This is a genomic window from Rhodococcus sp. B10, from assembly GCF_011770055.1.
Classification (GTDB): Bacteria; Actinomycetota; Actinomycetes; order Mycobacteriales; family Mycobacteriaceae; genus Rhodococcoides; species Rhodococcoides kyotonensis_B.
In genome coordinates this window covers 120,748-139,654 of sequence record NZ_JAAFYV010000002.1, presented here as the reverse complement: position 1 = coordinate 139,654, position 18,907 = coordinate 120,748, and the positions used below count along the sequence as shown (strand labels likewise).

General features: G+C 64.9%; 21 protein-coding genes. 11 read left to right on the top strand and 10 right to left on the bottom strand.

Going from position 1 to position 18,907, the window contains the following annotated elements; all coding sequences use genetic code 11:
* Window positions 1-47: 47 nt before the first annotated feature.
* The 4 genes from rpsL to tuf all read left to right on the top strand — a co-directional run bounded on the left by rpsL (window position 48) and on the right by tuf (window position 4,436).
* Entirely contained in the window at window positions 48-422 is a 375-nt protein-coding gene (gene rpsL, locus RhoFasB10_RS01960) for a 30S ribosomal protein S12 (protein ID WP_008714048.1), read from the top strand.
* Window positions 423-893 (top strand): 30S ribosomal protein S7, encoded by a 471-nt coding sequence (rpsG, locus tag RhoFasB10_RS01955; RefSeq protein WP_003941856.1) that lies wholly within the window; start codon window positions 423-425, stop codon window positions 891-893.
* Between the two features lie 128 nt (window positions 894-1,021).
* Window positions 1,022-3,124, top strand: a complete 2,103-nt coding sequence (gene fusA / locus RhoFasB10_RS01950) for an elongation factor G (protein ID WP_167674875.1) — start codon at window positions 1,022-1,024, stop codon at window positions 3,122-3,124.
* Between the two features lie 121 nt (window positions 3,125-3,245).
* Window positions 3,246-4,436 carry an elongation factor Tu gene (tuf, locus tag RhoFasB10_RS01945; protein WP_068427803.1) on the top strand — a complete coding sequence of 397 codons (1,191 nt, stop codon included), beginning with the start codon at window positions 3,246-3,248 and terminating at the stop codon, window positions 4,434-4,436.
* A 455-nt stretch (window positions 4,437-4,891) separates the two neighbouring features.
* On the opposite strand, the gene RhoFasB10_RS01940 is transcribed toward tuf, so the two are convergent.
* From RhoFasB10_RS01940 to RhoFasB10_RS01920, 5 genes are read right to left on the bottom strand one after another with little or no spacing between them, the layout of a single operon-like run.
* Entirely contained in the window at window positions 4,892-5,446 is a 555-nt protein-coding gene (locus RhoFasB10_RS01940; protein WP_308115209.1) for a hypothetical protein, read from the bottom strand.
* A complete protein-coding gene (locus RhoFasB10_RS26765) occupies window positions 5,443-6,369 on the bottom strand; it encodes a DUF6286 domain-containing protein (RefSeq protein ID WP_308115208.1) in 927 nt (308 codons plus the stop codon). The genes RhoFasB10_RS01940 and RhoFasB10_RS26765 overlap by 4 nt, the downstream gene beginning before the upstream one ends.
* Window positions 6,362-6,541: a DUF2273 domain-containing protein gene (locus RhoFasB10_RS01930; RefSeq protein WP_068427807.1), complete on the bottom strand. Its 180-nt coding sequence runs from the start codon at window positions 6,539-6,541 to the stop codon at window positions 6,362-6,364. Before RhoFasB10_RS01930 ends, RhoFasB10_RS26765 begins: the two co-directional genes overlap by 8 nt.
* Window positions 6,538-6,834, bottom strand: a complete 297-nt coding sequence (locus RhoFasB10_RS01925; protein WP_167674871.1) for a hypothetical protein — start codon at window positions 6,832-6,834, stop codon at window positions 6,538-6,540. The genes RhoFasB10_RS01930 and RhoFasB10_RS01925 overlap by 4 nt, the downstream gene beginning before the upstream one ends.
* A complete protein-coding gene (locus RhoFasB10_RS01920; protein WP_068427812.1) occupies window positions 6,831-7,271 on the bottom strand; it encodes an Asp23/Gls24 family envelope stress response protein in 441 nt (146 codons plus the stop codon). The genes RhoFasB10_RS01925 and RhoFasB10_RS01920 overlap by 4 nt, the downstream gene beginning before the upstream one ends.
* Before the next feature lie 112 nt (window positions 7,272-7,383).
* Between RhoFasB10_RS01920 and ilvA the strand changes: the two genes are divergently transcribed.
* The 3 genes from ilvA to RhoFasB10_RS01905 all read left to right on the top strand — a co-directional run bounded on the left by ilvA (window position 7,384) and on the right by RhoFasB10_RS01905 (window position 10,520).
* Window positions 7,384-8,598, top strand: coding sequence for a threonine ammonia-lyase (gene ilvA / locus RhoFasB10_RS01915; RefSeq protein WP_167674869.1), 1,215 nt, complete (start codon window positions 7,384-7,386; stop codon window positions 8,596-8,598).
* Window positions 8,599-8,763: 165 nt separating this feature from the next.
* Window positions 8,764-9,732: an ATP-binding cassette domain-containing protein gene (locus RhoFasB10_RS01910; protein WP_167674867.1), complete on the top strand. Its 969-nt coding sequence runs from the start codon at window positions 8,764-8,766 to the stop codon at window positions 9,730-9,732.
* On the top strand, window positions 9,729-10,520 hold the full coding sequence (locus tag RhoFasB10_RS01905; RefSeq protein WP_068427820.1) for an ABC transporter permease: 792 nt from the start codon (window positions 9,729-9,731) through the stop codon (window positions 10,518-10,520). Before RhoFasB10_RS01910 ends, RhoFasB10_RS01905 begins: the two co-directional genes overlap by 4 nt.
* Window positions 10,521-10,529: 9 nt before the next feature.
* Here RhoFasB10_RS01905 and RhoFasB10_RS01900 read toward each other — a convergent pair whose 3' ends face one another.
* The 3 genes from RhoFasB10_RS01900 to RhoFasB10_RS01890 form a co-directional block, all read right to left on the bottom strand.
* Window positions 10,530-11,786 carry an acyl-CoA thioester hydrolase/BAAT C-terminal domain-containing protein gene (locus RhoFasB10_RS01900; protein WP_167674865.1) on the bottom strand — a complete coding sequence of 419 codons (1,257 nt, stop codon included), beginning with the start codon at window positions 11,784-11,786 and terminating at the stop codon, window positions 10,530-10,532.
* Window positions 11,787-11,877: 91 nt separating this feature from the next.
* Window positions 11,878-12,372, bottom strand: a complete 495-nt coding sequence (gene greA, locus RhoFasB10_RS01895; RefSeq protein ID WP_068429008.1) for a transcription elongation factor GreA — start codon at window positions 12,370-12,372, stop codon at window positions 11,878-11,880.
* 210 nt (window positions 12,373-12,582) lie between these two features.
* On the bottom strand, window positions 12,583-13,005 hold the full coding sequence (locus tag RhoFasB10_RS01890; protein WP_068427824.1) for a DUF4307 domain-containing protein: 423 nt from the start codon (window positions 13,003-13,005) through the stop codon (window positions 12,583-12,585).
* 117 nt (window positions 13,006-13,122) lie between these two features.
* Between RhoFasB10_RS01890 and mca the strand changes: the two genes are divergently transcribed.
* The 3 genes from mca to RhoFasB10_RS01875 are packed head-to-tail and all read left to right on the top strand — an operon-like array spanning window position 13,123 to window position 16,265.
* On the top strand, window positions 13,123-13,998 hold the full coding sequence (gene mca / locus RhoFasB10_RS01885; RefSeq protein WP_174551444.1) for a mycothiol conjugate amidase Mca: 876 nt from the start codon (window positions 13,123-13,125) through the stop codon (window positions 13,996-13,998).
* Window positions 13,999-14,253 (top strand): hypothetical protein, encoded by a 255-nt coding sequence (locus RhoFasB10_RS01880; RefSeq protein ID WP_068427830.1) that lies wholly within the window; start codon window positions 13,999-14,001, stop codon window positions 14,251-14,253.
* Between the two features lie 2 nt (window positions 14,254-14,255).
* Window positions 14,256-16,265, top strand: coding sequence for a thioredoxin domain-containing protein (locus tag RhoFasB10_RS01875; protein ID WP_167674863.1), 2,010 nt, complete (start codon window positions 14,256-14,258; stop codon window positions 16,263-16,265).
* On the opposite strand, the gene RhoFasB10_RS01870 is transcribed toward RhoFasB10_RS01875, so the two are convergent.
* Window positions 16,262-16,927, bottom strand: a complete 666-nt coding sequence (locus RhoFasB10_RS01870; RefSeq protein WP_167674861.1) for a hemolysin III family protein — start codon at window positions 16,925-16,927, stop codon at window positions 16,262-16,264. The genes RhoFasB10_RS01875 and RhoFasB10_RS01870 overlap by 4 nt on opposite strands.
* 127 nt (window positions 16,928-17,054) lie before the next feature.
* On the opposite strand from RhoFasB10_RS01870, the gene RhoFasB10_RS01865 reads away from it, so the two are divergent.
* Entirely contained in the window at window positions 17,055-17,837 is a 783-nt protein-coding gene (locus RhoFasB10_RS01865; RefSeq protein ID WP_068427835.1) for an isoprenyl transferase, read from the top strand.
* A 44-nt stretch (window positions 17,838-17,881) separates the two neighbouring features.
* On the opposite strand, the gene coaA is transcribed toward RhoFasB10_RS01865, so the two are convergent.
* On the bottom strand, window positions 17,882-18,805 hold the full coding sequence (coaA, locus tag RhoFasB10_RS01860; protein ID WP_068427837.1) for a type I pantothenate kinase: 924 nt from the start codon (window positions 18,803-18,805) through the stop codon (window positions 17,882-17,884).
* Between the last annotated feature and the right edge of the window lie 102 nt (window positions 18,806-18,907).

Below are 18,907 nucleotides of genomic sequence, written 5' to 3'. Positions count from 1 at the left end.
TGAGTCTCGATCAAGTACGAGACTCGCGACACGAAGAAAGCCGGTTCATGCCAACTATCAACCAGCTGGTCCGTAAGGGTCGCACCGACAAGGTTGCGAAACTGAAGACCGCTGCCCTCAAGGGCAGTCCCCAGCGTCGTGGAGTGTGCACTCGCGTGTACACCACCACTCCGAAGAAGCCGAACTCCGCTCTGCGTAAGGTCGCGCGTGTGCGCTTGACCAGCTCGGTGGAGGTCACCGCCTACATCCCCGGTGAAGGCCACAACCTGCAGGAGCACTCGATGGTGCTCGTTCGCGGTGGTCGTGTGAAGGACCTCCCGGGTGTGCGCTACAAGATCATCCGCGGCTCGCTCGACACCCAGGGTGTCAAGAACCGCAAGCAGGCACGCAGCCGTTACGGCGCCAAGAAGGAGAAGAGCTAAATGCCACGCAAGGGCCCAGCACCCAAGCGGCCGCTGATCAACGACCCGGTCTACGGATCGCCGCTGGTCACGCAGCTCGTCAACAAGATCCTTCTCGACGGCAAGAAGTCCACCGCCGAGCGCATCGTCTACCAGGCGCTCGAGCAGGCTCGTGAGAAGACCGGCACCGACCCCGTCGTCACGCTCAAGCGTGCACTCGACAACGTCAAGCCGGCCCTCGAGGTCCGCAGCCGTCGCGTCGGTGGCGCCACCTACCAGGTGCCCGTCGAGGTTCGCCCCGGCCGCTCCACCACGCTGGCTCTGCGCTGGCTGGTCACCTTCTCGCGCGCTCGTCGTGAGAAGACCATGGTCGAGCGTCTGGCCAACGAGCTTCTCGACGCCAGCAACGGCCTCGGCGCCGCTGTGAAGCGTCGCGAGGACACCCACAAGATGGCTGAAGCCAACAAGGCGTTCGCGCACTACCGCTGGTGACTTCCGGCCGGAAGGACGTAGTGAAACTTTCTACGTCCTTCCGGCGTTAGACCTAGTACCTGGTCGGCATCATCACCTCCGAGCTCGACCAGCCCCACTTCTTCGACTTACAAGGCGGGATGAATTCCGTGGCACAGGACGTGCTGACCGACCTCAACAAGGTCCGCAACATCGGCATCATGGCCCACATCGATGCTGGTAAAACCACCACTACCGAACGCATCCTGTTCTACACCGGGGTGAACTACAAGATCGGTGAGACGCACGACGGCGCGTCGACCACCGACTGGATGGAGCAGGAGCAGGAGCGTGGCATCACGATCACGTCTGCTGCTGTGACCTGCTTCTGGAACCAGAACCAGATCAACATCATCGACACCCCCGGCCACGTCGACTTCACCGTCGAGGTCGAGCGTTCGCTGCGCGTCCTCGACGGCGCCGTTGCCGTGTTCGACGGCAAGGAAGGCGTCGAGCCGCAGTCGGAGCAGGTGTGGCGTCAGGCCGACAAGTACGACGTTCCGCGTATCTGCTTCGTCAACAAGATGGACAAGCTGGGCGCTGACTTCTACTTCACCGTCCAGACCATCAAGGATCGCCTCGGCGCGAAGCCGCTGGTCATCCAGCTCCCCATCGGTGCCGAGAACGACTTCGAAGGCATCGTCGACCTCGTCGAGATGAAGGCGAAGGTCTGGAGCGGCGAGACCAAGCTCGGTGAGAAGTACGAGGTTCAGGACATTCCTGCCGACCTTCAGGAGAAGGCCGAGCAGTACCGTCAGGAACTCCTCGAGACCGTCGCCGAGTCCGACGAAGCTCTGCTCGAGAAGTTCTTCGGTGGCGAAGACCTCTCCATCGAGGAGATTAAGGGCGCCATCCGCAAGATGACCGTCAACAGCGAGCTGTACCCGGTTCTCTGTGGCTCCGCGTTCAAGAACAAGGGCGTTCAGCCCATGCTCGACGCCGTCATCGACTACCTGCCGTCCCCCCTCGACGTCGAGTCGGTTCAGGGCCACGCAGTCGGCGACGAAGAGCAGGTCATCACGCGCAAGCCGTCCGCCGACGAGCCGTTCTCGGCTCTCGCGTTCAAGATCGCTGCGCACCCCTTCTTCGGCAAGCTGACCTACGTCCGCGTCTACTCGGGCAAGGTCGAATCCGGCGCTCAGGTCATCAACTCGACCAAGGGCAAGAAGGAGCGTCTGGGCAAGATCTTCCAGATGCACTCCAACAAGGAGAACGCAGTTCCGTCTGCTTCTTCCGGACACATCTACGCCGTGATCGGTCTGAAGGACACGACGACGGGTGACACCCTCTGCGATCCGCAGAACCAGGTGATCCTCGAGTCGATGACCTTCCCGGACCCGGTCATCGAGGTGTCGATCGAGCCGAAGACGAAGAGCGACCAGGAAAAGCTGGGAACGGCTATCCAGAAGCTCGCCGAAGAGGATCCGACCTTCTCGGTGAAGCTGGACGAGGACACCGGCCAGACCGTCATCGGCGGCATGGGCGAGCTCCACCTCGACATCCTGGTCGACCGCATGAAGCGTGAGTTCAAGGTCGAGGCCAACGTCGGTAAGCCGCAGGTCGCGTACCGCGAGACCATTCGCAAGAAGGTCGAGAAGCTCGACTACACGCACAAGAAGCAGACCGGTGGCTCGGGTCAGTTCGCGAAGGTCATCATCAGCCTCGAGCCTTTCGAGGGCGAAGACGGCGCGACCTACGAGTTCGAGAACAAGGTCACCGGTGGTCGTGTGCCGAGGGAGTACATTCCTTCGGTCGACGCCGGAGCTCAGGACGCCATGCAGTACGGCGTCCTCGCCGGATACCCGCTCGTCAACGTCAAGGTCACGCTGCTCGACGGCGCGTACCACGACGTCGACTCGTCGGAAATGGCCTTCAAGGTCGCCGGCTCACAAGCGTTCAAGGAAGCTGCAAAGAAGGCCGGCCCGGTCATTCTCGAGCCCGTCATGGCCGTCGAGGTCACGACACCCGAGGATTACATGGGTGAGGTCATCGGCGACCTGAACTCCCGCCGTGGTCAGATTCAGGCCATGGAGGAACGTAGCGGCGCACGTGTCGTCAAGGCACAGGTTCCGCTGTCGGAGATGTTCGGCTACATCGGAGACCTTCGGTCGAAGACTCAGGGCCGCGCTAACTACTCCATGGTGTTCGACTCCTACGCCGAGGTTCCCGCGAACGTCGCCAAGGAGATCATCGCGAAGGCGACCGGAGAATAATTCTCCGCGAGCTGGACACGCTGAATCAGTAACACCGCACGACCGAGCAGTTCAAAAGAACTGCGAAGACAACCGCACTGCTGCATAAGAAGCAAGCACCAACAGTCCAGGAGGACACACAGTGGCGAAGGCGAAGTTCGAGCGGACGAAGCCGCACGTCAACATCGGGACCATCGGTCACGTTGACCACGGCAAGACGACGCTGACTGCAGCAATCACCAAGGTTCTGCACGACAAGTTCCCGGACCTCAACGAGGCCTCGGCCTTCGACGAGATCGACAAGGCGCCTGAGGAGAAGGCTCGTGGTATCACGATCAACATCTCCCACGTCGAGTACCAGACCGACAAGCGCCACTACGCGCACGTCGACGCTCCGGGCCACGCCGACTACATCAAGAACATGATCACCGGTGCTGCCCAGATGGACGGCGCGATCCTGGTCGTGGCAGCAACCGACGGCCCGATGCCGCAGACGCGTGAGCACGTGCTCCTCGCCAAGCAGGTCGGCGTTCCGTACATCCTCGTCGCCCTGAACAAGGCCGACATGGTCGACGACGACGAGATCATCGAGCTCGTCGAGATGGAGGTCCGCGAGCTTCTCGCTGCGCAGGACTTCGACGAGGACGCACCGGTTGTCAAGGTCTCCGCACTGAAGGCACTCGAGGGTGACCCGAAGTGGGCCGAGAGCGTTGCAGAGCTCATGCAGGCTGTCGACGACTCCATCCCGGACCCGGTTCGTGAGACCGACAAGGCATTCCTCATGCCCGTCGAGGACGTCTTCACCATCACCGGTCGTGGAACCGTTGTCACCGGCCGTATCGAGCGTGGCGTGATCAACGTCAACGAAGAGGTCGAGATCGTCGGCATCCGCCCCGGATCGACCAAGACCACGGTCACCGGTATCGAGATGTTCCGCAAGCTGCTCGACTCGGGCCAGGCAGGCGACAACGTCGGTCTGCTCGTTCGTGGCATCAAGCGCGAAGACGTCGAGCGTGGCCAGGTCATCATCAAGCCCGGCACCACGACTCCCCACACGGAGTTCGAGGGCAACGCCTACATCCTGTCCAAGGATGAGGGTGGCCGCCACACGCCGTTCTTCAACAACTACCGCCCGCAGTTCTACTTCCGTACCACGGACGTTACGGGCGTCGTTACCCTCCCCGAGGGCACCGAGATGGTCATGCCCGGTGACAACACCGAGATGTCCGTCCAGCTGATCCAGCCGGTCGCCATGGACGAGGGCCTGCGTTTCGCTATCCGCGAGGGCGGTCGTACCGTCGGCGCCGGTCGCGTCACCAAGATCATCAAGTGATCTAGCTCCACCTGAGAAGCGCCCATCCCCTTCGGGGGGTGGGCGCTTTTTGTTGCGCTCGCTTTCGTGCGCTCGTTTCGGCATCGATGGCCCGCAGCATCCGATAGACGGTTGTCGTGGTCCATTCATGCGGCGGCGGGGGCGGATTCTGCGGCGCGGACCCCCTTACCGCGCACCTTTCAGTAGCTGCGCAGGTTGCAACCTGCGCGGTGGCTGGAACCTGCGCGGGTGGTGGTCAGAAGCCCTACGTCGGCATGCCCGAGCGATAGCGCGCACCTTTCAGCAGCTGCGCACGTTGCAACCTGCGCGTTCGCTGCAACCTGCGCGGGTGGCCGTGATTGCGCCCCGGACCCCCTTCCCGCGCACCTTTGAGCAGCTGCGCACGTTGCAACCTGCGCGGTGGCTGCAACCTGCGCGGGCGACGGTCGGACGCCCCACGTCGGCCTGTCCGAGGACTAGCGCGCCCCGGCATCCACGTGCACCTGCACGCGCAGGGCGACGGGGGCGTTCTCCAACGTGTCGGCGACGAACTCGGCCCGCGACTCGGCGACCCGGGTGAAGGCGTCGATGTCGACGTCGGGTGAGGTGTGGACCGTGACGGCGAGGGTCGGGACACCACGATCGTCGATGGCCCGACCCTCAGCGCTCACGACGCCCGGGAACGTCGCGAGGTCGGCTGCGACGCCCCGCGCCAGCGCGGCGAGGTCGACCCGCACCGCGAGGGAGTCGTCCGACGCGATTTGCACCGTCCCGGTTCGGCGCGGAGACAGGTTGCCGATCGATAGCACGAGCGCGACGACGGCCGTGATCACAGCAGTGGCAGCGAGCGCCACCTCCCACCAGTTCCGATTCGGGATGGACACGAAGATGTCTCGGTCGAATGTGGCGAACCTCTGCACCGCCCACGGAACATCGAAGTACCAGGCGAGCGCGAACGCTCCCGCGCACATCAGCGCCACTCCCAGCACTACGGCGAGAATGCGGTCGACTGCCGCCATCACACGCTTCACGAGCGCACGTCTTTCACCCGAACCTGAATCTTCCGCGGTTCGGCGAGCACCGCGACTGTCGGGGCCACGGCCTCACGCACCGAATTGCTGAGGGCGTCGTTGCCGTCACCGGCACGATGCACGTCGACGATGACCTTCTTGCGCGTGACGGTCGTGCGCGCGGAGTCCACTTCGGGCACCGAGCTGGCACGATCGCTGCACATGCGGGCGACATCGGTGGGACGCAGCCACACCATCGGTGACGACGACGTCGGAGATACCGCGCCCGCATGGGTTTTCGTGCGTGGCTTAAGTCCCAGCACGACGAGTACGACGCCGACGACAATCGATGCAACCGACGCCGCGACCATCCATGGCGCCCAACGTAATTGGGCAATCCAATCGATGCTGTTGTGAATCCACGGCGCTCCGCCGAGAGTGTCGTGCACGATCAAGAATTCACGGCCCGCGACGAACGCGACGCCGAGCAACGCGAACGCGATCACGACAGCGACGGGAAGCGCCGCGGGACTGGCCGTCGGCGGGCGCGGCCTCGGTACGACGACGTCACGCTCGGTCGCGCCGACGTGGTCACCGTCGTCACCGACCGTCGTTGCCGCGACCATCACGTTCAGCCGATGCAAGGGGAGCCCGACGATGCTGTCCAGAGTGCGGCTGACCTCGTCGTGAACCGACGCGGCCACCTCCGAGATGCGGCACGGCCACGCGAGCGCGACGTACAGATTCACCGACACCGATTCCTCGCCGACGGACACATCGGCGCGAGGAAGGTCGCGGCCGGTGAGCCGGGACATGCCTCCGACCTGTCGAACCACCGACGGAACCGTCAGCGCGGCGGCGACGGCGACACGCGCTACGGCTCGATCCTTGATGACGAGACTGCCGGGACCTCCGTTCGAGATCGCGCCGTCCGTGTCAACCACGGCCACGACTGCGCAGCAACGATGTCAGGTCGAGCCGCCCGTCGAAGTGTGCCCCGACGGCGACGCCGACAGCACCGAGGAACAGGGCGAGTACGAAACCACTGAACCCGCCGACGATGCCGGCGAGCGCGAGCAGCAGACCGGTCAGCAGTCCGACGATCGTGTAGTTCATGACTTGTCTCCAGGGAAGCGAACATCTTCGACGGTCACCGACACCGGCACCGTGATCAGAGGCTGCACGGCCGCTACTACACCGCGTGCCACCGCATGCACGTCGCTGGGATACTCGGCGGTGATGTGGACGTCGCATCCGTCCGCATGGATCCGAACGCCGACGACTTTGCGTCCGGGCAGATACGTCGCGATCTCACCGAACTCACCGCCGTTCAGCGCGACGACGCCTGCCACCGACAACGCGGCCGCAGCAACCGAGTCGGCGAGCTCGTGTTCCTGGACGACGCTCACTGGACGCGACGGACGTCAGGTTCGAGCGCCGCGTCGGCCTCGTCGAACAGCATGACGTCGTAGACGGTGATGTTGACTTCGGTGACCTCGAGGCCGGTCATCCGTTCGACGGCCGTGATGACGTTCCTACGGATGCCTGCTGCCAGCTCGTGCAGCGCGACGCCATACTCGGCGACGATGCCGATGTCGATGGCCGCCTGTTTCTCACCGACCTCGACCGCGACACCCTGGCTGTGGTTGACCCGAGCACCGGGGATGCGGTCACGCAGCGCGCCGACGACGCGCGCGGTGCCGCCACCGACGTCGTAGACGCCGTTGATCTCGCGCGTGGCGATGCCAGCGATCTTCGCGACGACGGCGTCGGCGATGATCGTTCGACCCTGCGTGGTGGTGAGCGCAGCGGAACTCGCGGAGGCGAAGCTGGGGTCAGTACTCATACGTTCGATCGTAGTGACTTCGGGCCCGACGCGGCGACGTAAACGCTGTCGGGACGTCCTGGCATACTGCGGCAGTGGTGAGTTTCTGCGTGTCGTCGTCGGTGGGTCCCGCATGACCGGGTCGCTGCTCACGGCCGCGGACATCTCCGACGCCGAGGCACTCCTCGGCCCGGTGATGCGGCGAACGCCGGTCGTCGCGTCACGGATTCTGTCCGATCTGACCGGACACGACGTGCGTCTCAAATGCGAAAATCTGCAACGCACAGGGTCGTTCAAGCCCCGCGGTGCGTACAACCGCATCGCACGTCTCGACGCGTCGGAACGACGCAACGGGGTCGTTGCGGCGAGCGCAGGCAATCACGCGCAAGGAGTAGCTTGGGCGGCAACGGAATTGGGCATTCCGTCGACGGTGTTCATGCCGACCGGGGTGTCGCTGCCGAAACTCGTCGCCACGAAGGCGTACGGGGCCGACGTGCAACTCGTCGGCCACACCGTCGACGAGGCGCTCGTCCACGCGCACGAGTGCGCCGAGCGAACCGGCGCGGTGTTGATCCATCCGTTCGATCACGCGGATATCGTTGCGGGACAAGCAACGTTGGGTACCGAGCTGCTCGCGCAGATGCCGGACGTCGGCACCGTCGTCGTACCGACGGGAGGCGGGGGACTGCTCGCGGGTGTCACCGCGGCGATGCGCCTGCACAAGCCGTCGGTGCGGATCATCGGGGTCCAGGCCGAGGGTGCCGCGGCATGGCCGGCCTCGCTCGACGCAGGACACCCGGTCGCGGCGGGGTCGATGTCGACGATGGCCGACGGCATCGCTGTCGGACTGCCGGGCAGTGTGCCCTTCGAGCATGTGGTGAACCAGGTCGACGACATCGTGACCGTCTCCGAGGACGCGCTGTCGAGAGCCTTGCTGATGTGCATCGAACGCGCCAAGCTCATCGTCGAGCCTGCCGGTGCCGCTGCCGTCGCCGCTCTGATGACACGCGACGACCTCGCGCTGGACGGGCCGGTCTGCGCAGTGCTGTCCGGCGGCAACATCGACCCACTGCTGCTGACGCACGTCATCACGCACGGTTTGCGCGCCGCGGGTCGGTATCTTGCTGTGCGCGTGACCATCTCGGACCGGCCCGGTGGTCTGCTCGATTTGCTCGGCGTCGTCAAGGATCTCGGCGCGAGCGTCGTCGACGTCGTGCATTCACGCACCGGCGGGCAACTCGGACTCGACGAGGTCGAGGTCATGCTGACCGTCGAGACCCGCGGACCCGAACACCGGCAGGAGATGCTCGACGCGTTCGAGTCGGCGGGATACACGGTTCGCGCTTAGCCCGCGCGTGTCGGTCCGAGACCGTAAGGTGACCGCGGTGCGAGCGACGTGGGGGCCGTTCACGAGGAAACTTCTTCAGGACAGCAGGTGTCCGCGGCACCGATTAATGTTCGACGCGTTCCGAGTCTGCAGTACGGATGCATCACAGGAATGGGGTTACACACCATGGCACATGCCATCGAAGTCGAAGATCTAGTACTGGAGTACGGGAAGAACACCGCGCTCGCCGGGATCAGCTTCACCGTCCCCGAGGGCACCGTCCTCGGCGTTCTCGGTCCCAACGGGGCCGGAAAGACGACGGCCGTTCGTATTCTCGCGACCTTGTTGAAGGCGACGTCGGGCACCGCCCGCGTCCACGGCGTCGACGTGGGGGAGCACCCGAACGAGGTCCGCAAGACCATCGGACTCACGGGCCAGTTCGCGGCCGTCGACGAATACCTGACGGGTTACGAGAATCTCGAGATGGTCGGGCGGCTGTTCGGTCTGAAGAAGGCCGAGGCACGTCGCCGCGCCGACGAACTACTCGAACGATTCGATCTCGAATACGCACGCGACCGGACTGCGAAGCAGTATTCGGGCGGTATGCGTCGTCGACTCGACATCGCGGCCAGCCTCATCGGGCGGCCTAAGGTCGTCTTTCTCGACGAGCCCACCACTGGACTCGACCCGCGCAGCCGAATTGCCATGTGGGAGTTCATCGCCGACCTCGTCAAGGACGGCACCACTATTCTGCTGACCACGCAGTACCTCGAAGAAGCGGACCGGCTGGCCGACTCGATCATCGTGCTCGACAAAGGATCGATCATCGCCAGGGGCACGGCCGACCAGCTCAAGGAACAGGTCGGCGGCGAGCGGCTCGAATTCGTGCTCATCGACCCGGCCGACCGCGAGCGCGCCGAGCAGATCCTGACGCCGATCGGCGTCGACACTCCGGTCTACGACGAGCAGGCGCGTCGCCTCGCCGTGTCCGTGGGCGACGGCGCCGACGACCTGACCACCGCTCTCGTTCAGCTGAAGGACGCCGGAGTCAAGGTGGTGGACGTCGGATTGCGACGCCCCAATCTCGACGACGTGTTTCTCACGCTCACCGGCCATGCCACCGAGGCCGACGCACCCGTGGAGGAAGCGAAATGACCGTCGCACACGATTCGCTGATCGTCACCAAGCGAAACCTGATCAAGCTCAAGCGGGTTCCCGACCTGCTGTTCTTCGCGACGCTGTCGCCCATCATGTTCGTGCTGCTGTTCGCGTACGTGTTCGGCAGTGCCATCGACGTTCCCGGGGTCGACTACAAGAGCTTCCTCATGGGCGGCATCTTCGTACAGACCATGATCTTCGGAGCATCGATCACCGGATCGTCGCTCGCGGAGGATCTGCAGAAGGGCGTCATGGACCGGTTCCGATCGCTCCCGATGGCCAGGTCGGCCGTCGTGATCGGTCGGACGGCAGCCGACGTCGGCAACAACATCGTGACCATCACGATCATGTCGATCACCGGACTCATCGTCGGATGGCGCATCACGTCGTCGTTCTTCGAAGCAGTCGCCGGGTACGTTCTGCTGCTGTTGTTCGCGTACTCGATCTCGTGGGTCATGGCCTTCGTCGGATTGACGGTGCGGTCGCCGGAGATCTTCAACAACGCGTCGTTCATCGTGATCTTCCCGCTGACGTTCATCGCCAACACGTTCGTGCCGATCGACGGTTTCCCGACGGTCCTGAAGACGATCGCGGAGTGGAATCCGATCTCGGCCGTCACCCAGGCGGTGCGTGAACTGTTCGGGAACACCAACCCGATGGTTCCGCCGCCGGATGTCTGGCCGCTCCAGAACCCGGTGCTCTACACGTTGATCTGGGTCGTGCTGTTCCTGGTGATCTTCGTGCCGTTGTCGGTGCGCAAGTACGAGCGGACCCTGACCGCCTGATCTCGTACCTCATTGGGTGGCAAGGGTTTCCGACAGGAAGTCGAGCGTCTCCGTCCACGCCCGTCGCTGGCCTTTGGCCGTGCCGGCGGGCGTGCCTCCGGACACGATGAAGTTGTTGCGGTCCACGGTCGTCGGCGTTGCCGGCGGCCGGAGGAAATGGCCCGCGTTCGGCAACACGAGAAGTCGGTCGGTGTCACGATGGCGTCGCGCGATCAGCGCTCGCGCCATCCGATCCGCCGGGTACGACGCGTCCGCGACGCCCGCGATCGCGAGCATCGGCGCATCGATCTTCTCCACCGGAATGACGGCCCGAGCGACGGCCTCGTCGTCGCGCAGGCCTGCGGAGTAGGCGGGTCGCAGTGACAGAGCGCGCGACGTCGGCGACGGCGAGAACAGCCGTCCGACGGTTCTCTTCACGATCTGCCCGACGAGTCTCTCGGCGCGAATCGGCATGTACGGCAACGGTTCACCCGCCTCGGTCAGCGACGACGCCCGCGGCGGCGGCCCGGTGTCGGACAGCGCCTGAAGAACGACGTGTGTCGGCGCGAGCGCGACGACCGAGCGCACGGTCAGCTCGGGTGTGCGGGCAAGGGTGGACAAGGCAACGGAGGCGCCCACCGACGCGGCGTGCAGCGCGATGCGGTCGGCGTCGACGCGTTCGTGCGACGCGAAGGCCGCGATCCCGGCAGCCACTGCTTCGATCGGAATGGACTCGAAGGCGTCGGGCAGCCCGGGTTCTCCCATGTAGGACAGGACGGCGCTGACGTAACCGTGCGACGCGAGCAATGCCGCGGTCGGCGTCGAGGGTCGGGCGCCCATCGTGCCGGGCAGCAGCAGAACTCCCGCGGTGACGTCCTCGCTCGTGTCCGGCAGGTAGACACGCAGACGCCACCCCTTTCCGGCGTGGTCCTCGCGCACGACGTCGTCGCCCCAGCTGCGACGGATCGTCGTGCTCGACGAACCCTCGTGAGCGTGTACGGAGACGCGGTAGTCGAGGCCTGCTTCGGAGCCGACGAACGTCACCGGTGCGACGCCCTCGTCGACGAACTGCATGTTCCACCACGGGCGATCCGGGTCGGCCATCTTCAGCCGCCCGTCGGCGTCGATGTCGTAGTCCTGATGGGACACCCAGTGGTGACCGTCGTCGTCGACGGTGGCGACGTCGAGATGGACCGGCAGACCCGGTCGGACGCCGTGAACGCGAAAGACCGTGGGGCTGTCGATGGGCCCGGAAACCGGGTCCACCTGCAGTGATACGGGCTCCATCGGTCAAGTGTGCGCCGCGTCTCGCGCCGGTGTCGGCCGTATAACGCAAAAAGCCCCACCCTGGCGGGTGGGGCTTTCGGCTGGAGCGGGCTTACTCGTGGTACGGCTCCGCGCTGAGCAGCGTGACCTTCATGGTCTTGCCGTTGGGCAGCGTGTACTCACGGGTGTCACCGACCTTCGCGTCGATGAGGGCACCGCCGAGGGGCGAGCTGGGGGAGTAGACCTCCAGCTTGCCGTTGCGTGCACCTTCTTCGCGCGTGGCGATGAGGAACGTTTCGGTATCGGACTCGTCGCCGTCGTAGTAGACCTTCACGACGGATCCGGGCAGCGCGACGCCGGACTGGGTAGGTGCTTCACCGACCTTGGCGGAGTTCAACAGCTCCTGCAGCTGGCGAATGCGAGCTTCCTGCTGGCCCTGCTCCTCGCGCGCAGCGTGGTATCCGCCGTTCTCTTTCAGATCGCCCTCTTCGCGTCGCTCGTTGATCTCGGCGGCGATGACCGGACGATTGGAAATGAGTTGGTCGAGTTCGCTCTTGAGCCTGTCATGTGACTCCTGGGTGAGCCAGGTCACCTGCGTCTCGGTCATCTCGATCACTCCCTTGTAAGTCGAAGCCGCAGCGGGCTTCTGGTGTGCCTGCGGACGGACGCGCGAGCGCTGACGAACGCATCGATCCACGAGGCTCTTGTCTGTCGGAGTCCCCCCGGATCGGTCCGCTCAATCGACCGTCAATGCAGCAATACACGGCCCCAGTGCGGAACCGTGTACGGGTAGATGTTACCACGAGCAGGCGTTCGGTCAGCTTCCACGTAAATATTGCGGAACATTCAGACTGCACCCGTAGACATCGCCGACGGCCGGTGGTTGCGACGTCTTGACCTCGGAGACCACCTCGACCTCGCGGTCCGCCGATCCCGGAACGAGTACCTCGCGTCGGCCCGTCTCGGATCCGTCACGAGACCTGGCGCGGACGATACAGACGGCTTCCTGATCGGGGTGGGCACGCGTGACGCTGAAGCGAATCGACACCGTTTCGTCGTCGAGCAGATCGAATGCCAGCGCGGTTCCTTCGACGTCCTTGACGGAGAAACGCTGGTAGGCGACGAACGCAACCCCGAGTCCGATCACAACCGCGAGCGCGATCACGGCCAGCTTGACGCCTCGGCCGATACTGCGATGCGTCGACCTCGGATACCGGCCTTCGGGGAGCGTGGCAGTCATTCGAGCGTCTCTCGGTGGATCGGATTGTTTCTTCGGCAGCCGGTGCAAGTGTTGTCGGCGTCAGGTGGAACTATAGGGGCAGGTTCCAAGCAGGCGACGCTGAGGTGAGGAAAGAACGTGTCCGGACTACGGCTCATGGCTGTGCACGCCCATCCCGACGACGAGTCGAGCAAGGGCGCGGCGACGATGGCTCGGTACGCGGCCGAGGGAAACGACGTTCTCGTCGTCACGCTGACCGGAGGCGAGCGAGGAGACATCCTCAATCCGGCGATGGACATTCCCGGAATCCACGAGCGCATCCAAGAGGTGCGACGCGAGGAGATGGCCGAGGCGGCACGGATCCTCGGCGTGCAGCAGACCTGGCTCGGATTCGTCGACTCGGGACTTCCCGAGGGCGACCCGCTGCCGCCGCTGCCCGAGGGGTGTTTCGCTCTCGTCCCGCTCGAGGAATCCACCGAAGCGCTGGTCAAGGTCGTCCGCGAGTTCAAGCCGCACGTGATGACCACGTACGACGAGAAGGGCGGATACCCGCACCCCGACCACATCCGGTGCCACGAAGTGTCCGTCGCCGCATTCGAGGCAGCGGGTGACCCGGAGAAGTTCCCGGACGCGGGCGAGCCGTGGACGCCGCTCAAGCTCTACTACTCGCACGGCTTCCTGCGTAAGCGGATGCAGCTGTTCCACGACTGGTTCATCGACCGCGGCGAGGAAAGCCCCTTCGTCGATTGGCTGAAGCGGTGGACCACCGATCGCGACGAGATCATGGAACGCATCACCACGCAGGTGACCGTCGGCGACTACTTCGAACAGCGCGACGACGCCCTGCGCGCCCATGCCACGCAGATCGATCCGAACGGTTCGTTCTTCGCCGTGCCGGTCGACGTGCAACGTAAACTGTGGCCTACCGAGGAATACGAACTCGCACGCACCCGCGTGAAGACGTCGATCCCCGAAACCGATTTGTTCGCCGGTATCGATCCCGAGGACGCCTGAGTGATCATCTCCATCTTGGCGCAGCAGCCGACCGGGCCGGAGTTCGGTAAGTCGTCTCCGGTCGGTCTGGTGATCATCGTCGCGCTTCTCGTCGGCACCGCGTTCCTCATCTGGTCGATGAACAAACAGATCAAGAAGCTTCCGGAATCCTTCGAGAAGGACGATCCGGGTGCCGACCGGGAATTCGACGAGGGCACCGACCGCGGTGCCGTTCGAGACACCGACCGGACCGAGACCGAACCTCGCGACAGCTGACGATGCTCGGCGCCAACGCACTCGGGGACTCGACCAGTCCGTACCTGCGGCAGCACGCCGACAACCCGGTGCACTGGCAGCAGTGGTCCGAAGAAGCACTGGAGTCCGCCCGCGAGCGCGACGTGCCGATCCTGCTGTCCATCGGGTACTCCGCATGCCATTGGTGCCACGTCATGGCACACGAGTCGTTCGAGGACGAGGCCACCGCGGCCGTCATGAACGAGCATTTCGTCTGCATCAAGGTCGATCGCGAGGAACGCCCCGACCTCGACGCGGTCTACATGAACGCGACGGTCGCGATGACGGGCCAGGGCGGCTGGCCGATGACCTGCTTCCTGACCCCGGACACCGAGCCGTTCTACTGCGGCACCTACTACCCACCGAAACCACGCGCGGGTAGTCCGTCGTTCACCCAGTTGCTCGAGGCCATCGCCGACACGTGGAGGACGCGTCGCACCGAGGTGTTCGACGCGTCGGCTGCCGTCGTCACGGCCTTGAAGCAGAACTCGGGCGGGCTACCGGCGTCGGATCGACCCGTCGACGCCGACCTGCTCGCCGACGCCGTCGCCGCCGTGCTGCGGGACGAGGACGTCGACCGGGGTGGCTTCGGAGGTGCACCCAAGTTTCCACCGGGACCGTTGCTCGAAGGGCTGCTGCGTCATCACGAACGCACCGGGTCCGAAGAAGCTCTGGCGACGGTGATGCGTACGGCGTCGGCGATGGCTCGTGGCGGGATGTACGACCAGATCGGCGGCGGATTCGCGCGCTACTCGGTCGACGCGGAATGGGTCGTCCCGCACTTCGAGAAGATGCTGTACGACAACGCCTTGCTGCTTCGCTTCTACGGTCATCTCGCCCGCGTCACGGGCGATTCGACGGCCCTGCGCGTCGCCACCGCGACAGCAGGATTCATGCTGCACGAACTACGCACCGACAGTGGTTGTTTCGCATCCGCCCTCGATGCCGACACCGAAGGCGTCGAAGGTCTGACGTACGCGTGGACACCCGAACAGTTCGTCGAGGTCCTCGGGTTCGAGGACGGTGTGTGGGCTGCAGGCCTGTTCGTCGTGGACACCACGGGCACGTTCGAAGCCGGCATGTCGGTGCTGCAGTTGCCGGAGGATCCGGACGACATCGAACGTTTCGACCGTGTCTGCACAGCACTGCAAGACGCACGCGACCGTCGTCCTCAGCCGGGACGCGACGACAAGGTCGTCACCGCGTGGAACGGGCTCGCGATCACCGCCCTCGCCGAAGTCGGATCCGGCCTCGGACGCAGCGACTGGGTCGATGCTGCCGTCGAATGCGCCGAACAGATCTTCGCGACGCACGACGAGAACGGCCGGCTGCGTCGGGCGTCGCTCGGATCCCACGTCGGTGAGGCACCGGGGGTGCTCGAGGACTACGCGAGTCTCGCGGTCGCGTCGCAGACGCTGTTCCAGGCCACCGGGGATCCGGTCTGGTCCGACCGCGCGCGCACCGTGCTCGATGCGGCAATCGCTCACTTCGCCGACGCGGACAACCCCGGCAGCTGGTTCGACACCGCCGACGACGCCGAAACTCTCGTCACCCGTCCGCGTGATCCCCTCGACAACGCGACCCCGTCGGGGGCGTCGACGATCACCGGGGCTCTGCTGACGGCCGAGGCGCTGGTACCGCCGTCGGAGTCGGCGCGGTACGGGGAGCTGGCGGCAGCCGGTCTGGCGCGCGCAGCCGTCGTGCTGGGGCGTGCACCGCGATCGGGCGGCCACTGGCTCGCGGTGGCGGAAGCGTCGGTGCGAGGCCCGTTGCAGGTGGCCATCTCTGCCAGCGAGTCCGGCCGTCTGCTCGAGGTGGCGCGCCGGTACGCACCCGGCGGTACGACGATCGTCTCGGGCGTCGTCGATTCGTCGCCTCTGCTCGCCGATCGACCGACCGTCGACGGTCGGGAGGCGGCGTACGTGTGCCGCGGATTCGTGTGCGATCGGCCCGTCACCACCGAAGACCACCTGATCGCCGCCTTGCGGCGCTAGAAGACCACGAGCCACACCGCGACGAGGTGGCAGATCGCCGCGAGCACGGTCGCCGCGTGGAAGAACTCGTGGTGCCCGAACGTCGTCGGCCATGGGTTGGGCCATTTGGTGGCGTACAGAACGGCGCCGACGCTGTACAGGACGCCGCCGACGAGAAGCAGTACGAACGGTGCGTAGCCGACGTGCTCGATGAGCGTCGGAGCGACCGGAACGATCGCCCATCCCAGGAGCAGGTAGAGCGGGACGCCGACCCACCGCGGCGCATGCGGCCACAGCATCTTGAGTGCGACGCCTCCCAGCGCGCCTGCCCAGACGACGATCAGCAGCGTGCGGCCCGTCGCGGTCGGCAGGCCGAGCACCGCGAACGGGGTGTAACTGCCGGCGATGAACAGAAAGATCATCGAATGGTCGGCCCGCTTCATCCATATGCGATGCGTCGGGTTGTCCCAGTGCACGCGGTGGTACGTGGCGCTCACACCGAACACACCGCAGACCGTCGTCGCGTAGACCGCGGTTGCGATACCGGCGCTCACCGAGACGAGCGTGAACGCGAGGGTGACCAGCACGATTCCGGATACGACCGCGAATCCGAACGCATACAGGTGAATCCAGCCCCGCATACGCGGCTTGACCGGCAGTTCGTCGATTCCGAACATCGTCATCGGCGTGACCTCCTCACGTGCCCGAACCTACGCAACCGTAGGTTCGCTGCTCACTGTACCGGCGAGTAGTTCGACAGTGTCGGCGTAAGGTTGTCCCCCGTGGTGATGTGGCAGTGGTGATGTCTCGGTGAAGATTCTCCCGACCAAGGTGCGCAGCGTCCTCTACAACGTGTACGAGCGACGTCTGCTGACTCAGCTCGACGGTGTGGCGCATCCGCGTCACGTCGCTGTGATGTGCGACGGCAACCGCCGCTGGGCACGTGAGAACGGCTTCACCGACGTCGCACACGGACACCGGATGGGCGCGCTGAAGATCGCCGAGATGCTCGGTTGGTGCGACGCGGCAGGTATCGAGATGGCCACCATCTATCTGCTCTCCACCGAAAATCTGCGACGCGATCCCGACGAGCTCGATTCGCTGCTCGAGATCATCACCGACGTCGTCGAGGAGATCTGTGGTCCGGAACAGAACTGGGGCGTGAAGATCGTCGGCACGCTCGACCTGTTGCCGGCAGCAACGGCACGCCGTCTCAAGGAAGCCGCCGACCTCACCGCAGGTCGGTCCGGAACCCACGTCAACGTCGCCGTCGGCTACGGCGGACGACAGGAGATCGCCGACGCCGTGCAGTCGCTGATCGGCGAGCAGATCTCGGAGGGGGTGTCCGGGGAGGATCTGGTCCAGTCGATCACCGTCGACGCCATCGATTCACACCTGTACACGTCCGGGCAGCCCGATCCGGACCTCGTGATCCGCACGTCGGGGGAGCAGAGGCTGTCGGGTTTCCTGCTCTGGCAGAGCGCGTACTCGGAGATCTGGTTCACCGAGGCCTACTGGCCGGAATTCCGACGCGTCGACTTCCTGCGCGCTCTGCGTGACTACGCCGCGCGGCATCGACGGTTCGGGGTGTAGTCGTGCGCGCGAATGTACAGCCCGCTGTACATTCGCGCGCACGACTACAGCTTGCGAAGCCGCAACCGGTTGATCGTGTGATCGGCGTCCTTACGTAACACCATCGTCGCCCGCGGCCGCGTCGGCAGGATGTTGTCGACGAGGTTCGGCAGGTTGATCGAGTGCCACAGATCCTCGGCGGCGATCCGCGCATGCTCGTCGGACAGATTCGCGTAGTGGTGGAAGTGCGCATCCGGATCCGCGAACGACGTCTCACGCAGTGCGAGGAACCGCTTGACGTACCAGGACTCGATGTCCTCGATGCGCGCGTCGACGTAGATGGAGAAGTCGAACAGATCCGACACCATCAGGCGCGGTCCGGTCTGAAGCACGTTCAGCCCCTCGACGATGAGGATGTCGGGCTGCCGAACCATGTGGAGCTGACCCTTGACGATGTCGTACGACACGTGCGAATACACGGGCGCCGCAACCTCTTCCGCACCCGATTTGACCTCCGTGACGAAGCGCAGCAACTTGCGGCGATCGTAGCTCTCCGGAAAACCCTTGCGGTGCAGGATGCCTCGACGCATGAGTTCGGCCGTCGAATAGAGGAATCCGTCGGTCGTGACGAGGTCGACGCGTGGGTGGTGGTCCCAGCGGGCGAGCAGCGCCTGCAGAACACGAGCCGTCGTCGATTTCCCGACGGCGACGCTTCCGGCGACGCCGATGACGAACGGCACCTGCCGATCCGGGTGCTTCTCGCCGAGGAACGTGGCCGTCGCGGCGAACAGTCGCTGACGCGCAGCGACCTGGAGATGAATGAGCCTGGCAAGCGGCAGATAGACCTCGGCCACTTCCTCCAGGTCGATCTGCTCACCGAGACCACGCAGGCCGACGAGTTCTTCCTCGGTGAGCACCAACGGCGTCGACTGGCGGAGCGTGCGCCACTGCTTGCGGTCGAACTCGACGTACGGGCTGGATTCGCTCACTGCTCGTGAGCCTTTCGAGTACCGGAAAGTACGCAAAAGGCGCACGAGGGTCTTCCCATGTTCTCAGATTGTGCTCGGTGCCACGGCGGCTCGCACGGCCGG